This window comes from Endozoicomonas sp., from assembly GCF_031844845.1.
GTDB lineage: Bacteria > Pseudomonadota > Gammaproteobacteria > Pseudomonadales > Endozoicomonadaceae > Endozoicomonas.
The window spans coordinates 1-2,793 of the sequence record NZ_JAVRMB020000389.1 but is presented as its reverse complement, the minus strand read 5'-3'; the positions used below and the strand labels follow the sequence as shown (position 1 = coordinate 2,793).

The following is a 2,793-nucleotide window of genomic DNA, read 5'->3' as shown; positions in this document are numbered from 1 at the left end:
GCTATGGAAAGGGCATCAACCAAATGGACAATGCCTATACGTAACTGGAAAGCGGCTATGAGTCGGTTTGAAATCATGTTTCCAGACCGATTTAAACTATAAACAACTGTGGGCGTTTACACAGAATTATTTACAGGCTCTGTTGAATGCATTTTGGCGCATATATAACAGTTGTTTGATATACAGGGCGAAATTCTATGCAGTAGATGAATAAAACCTCCAGTGCTTATTTGACCGGCTCCCATTTATCTGACGGAGGCCTGCTTTGAGCAGAAACCCTGTTATCCAGGCTTTGGATTAGGCATGGTGTAAAACACCTCCGTTATATGTTGTAAAATTGATTTTATGGAACAGCTGCTTGGCAGGTGTGTTTGATGCGATCCTTATACTCAACAATCTTCACTGCAATCTTGCACAGTTTTGCGATCACGGTAGAAGGCTGTGCTTTCTCAAGCTCAGTCCCTTTAAGAGCCTTGACTCTCAGTTCGAGATGGAGGTCGTATGCTGCGCAGGCGTAAAACATTCTCAAATGGTTCGCTAAAAACCCATGGTCCGATAGCCTCGTACCTGACAGGTCACTCTTGAGGTGCTTTATATAGTTTTCATCCTGTCCCCTGGGGCTGTATAGCTGCTCATAAACCGTCTTCGGTGACGCGCCCTTGATTGATGTCACTACAAAACGATAGTTGTCGTCTGTTTGATTGACCTCTGCCTTATAAATGATACGTGTATCCAGACCTTTCCAGCTTTTAGCCTGATACTCCGCTTCCCCGTAAAGCCTTAAACGGTATGGTTCTGGCCTATTATTCAGCTTCGCCAGATCTGTTTTGATGTTCAGGGACTGTCGCGCCTCTTTTAGCAGTTCCTGTGGTTGGGGGCGCAATGCTGTTTTATGGCCCGCCCCCTTGCCCAATACATAGTCCGAGTGTTTATCTTTCTGTACAACGGCCATGAGTTCTGGTTGCGAAAAATGGCTGTTCCCACGAACATTATCCGGCTAACTTCTCCGTTACTTCTCTTAAGGCATCTAAAGCCCAGCGGTAGTTTAATAATGAGTAAATGAAGTTTTGATCGAGACTGAGGCGCAAACCCGCGGAACTCTGCAAGAGAAAAGCGGCCAACTAACAAGACATTGGATTTTTGGAGTGGGTATGTCTGTTCAATAATCTACTTATAGCAATCCTACGTATGGTCCAGTTCGCCGGGGAGAGGGCGGCTCCCCTGTGGATGCTATCTCTTAGTCACAAGTTCTGTAACCCTTGGATACCAAGGGTTACAGGACTTGTGACTAAGAGGTAGATCTAGGAGAGCTACCTCCCGGGATGGACCCTGAACGGATGGAGACCATGGCATTTTCCCGTGAGCTGATGGAGCGGCTGCATTACTATCTGGTGCGTAGCAATGCCCTGATCACCGTGATACAGCTGGAGGATTGCCTGATGCTGGATACGCCGGTCAATGCGCCTGGCATCTGTGAGGAGTATCCTAACTGGCGTAGACGTCTGCCGTCTGATATATCGGAGCTGGTTGGTCAGGACTATATGGCATGTTTCCTTGATGATGTTAGTATTATCAGGATCGCGGATCAGCTACGGAACACGCTGGCGATTGGCGATATAGTGACAGTCGAACAGCAGTAATTTACATTGTCTTTGTCTATGTTCAGGTCGCTTTGACTAAGAACTTCAATGCTGCCGGAATCCGGGAGGAAATCGATCGACGTCTGCCAATGACAAGGAGAGCGTGGCTCTACGGTAACGCTGGCGTTGAAGACCCATTCGTTATTCGCATCTCGCCCATACACCGATATTTTATCGCCATGAGCTACCGCCATTCGGCGGTCATCGGGAGAGAATGCAATAGAACGTATTTTACGTTCTACCTCAAATATATTAGCTTTTACCCAATAGCCCTCCTCATTAAGTGTCAGGATATGGAGAAGGCTGGGGGAAGGTTGAGATTGCCCCACATTCATAGGGTATAACGCCAATGTATCTCCATTGATATTAAACCCACCTCCAGTATTCGGGTTACACTTTGGTACCTCAGTTACCAGAGTCGGTATGCCCTTATGATATTTTAGGAGCAAGTCACATTTTGGATAACTGTTTTTTAATGGTGCCAGCAGATGGGTTCCGTCTGGACTAGCAAAATAAGTTGTAATTTGAGGTATGTTGACTGTCTGACCATTATAGGTTTTGACCGTGTTGAGCATTTCGTTACATGCTTGTCGCTCCTGAATTTTATCCACTTTGTCCTTAAAGCATTTCGCACTCAGCTCACCATGAACCACGTTGAGTCTGACGCATTGTGTATCTTGGAGAGTTCTACTAGATCGATTTTGAATCTTTTGACTGGGAAAGCCGTCATACCCATTGAGTGGACTATAGTACTTATTATCTTCACCTTTACCACCGATTGAAGCAGCTTCACTACTACGGATGCAGGCATGTGTCAGAGCGCAGAAAGCTCCATTCTGATTCGATTCAATCATATTCATTTTTCCGTTTGAAATTATTCTCTGGTTAACTTAAGTTTTTTAGATCTAAGCCTCCAAATACCTTCTGACCAACAACTGAAAGAATAGTTCCACACCTTAGGAATTGTCCCGAAATAAATTACCCATTTGCCAGTAGATTGAGGCACCTGGGGCCTGAGGAGTAGCACTGTAAACAATTCCGGCTACGTTCTCCGCTGTCATTGTGTACAGGGATTGTACACAATCCATCTGGCAGGGATAGCCAACCATCGGCAGTCACTTCCCTGTGGATGGATCCTGTACAATCCCTGTAC

The 2,793-nt window shown here is 45.8% G+C and carries 2 protein-coding genes and 1 pseudogene; 1 reads left to right on the top strand and 2 read right to left on the bottom strand.

Annotation, left to right across the window (positions count from 1 at the left end; genetic code table 11):
• Nucleotides 1-343: 343 nt before the first annotated feature.
• Nucleotides 344-976 (bottom strand): annotated as a pseudogene (locus tag RM811_RS21695) (transposase); the annotation flags it as partial.
• Nucleotides 977-1,322: 346 nt separating this feature from the next.
• Here RM811_RS21695 and RM811_RS21690 point away from each other — a divergent pair.
• Nucleotides 1,323-1,640, top strand: a complete 318-nt coding sequence (locus tag RM811_RS21690) for a 4-alpha-glucanotransferase (protein WP_402528304.1) — start codon at nucleotides 1,323-1,325, stop codon at nucleotides 1,638-1,640.
• On the opposite strand, the gene RM811_RS21685 is transcribed toward RM811_RS21690, so the two are convergent.
• Nucleotides 1,586-2,494: a hypothetical protein gene (locus tag RM811_RS21685; RefSeq protein WP_402528301.1), complete on the bottom strand. Its 909-nt coding sequence runs from the start codon at nucleotides 2,492-2,494 to the stop codon at nucleotides 1,586-1,588. The genes RM811_RS21690 and RM811_RS21685 overlap by 55 nt on opposite strands.
• Nucleotides 2,495-2,793: the final 299 nt, after the last annotated feature.

Bases quoted from the DNA above. Each gene is read 5' to 3' on its own strand.
- RM811_RS21690 (WP_402528304.1), top strand. From the start codon at position 1,323: ATGGACCCTGAACGGATGGAGACCATGGCATTTTCCCGTGAGCTGATG.
- RM811_RS21685 (WP_402528301.1), bottom strand. From the start codon at position 2,494: ATGATTGAATCGAATCAGAATGGAGCTTTCTGCGCTCTGACACATGCC.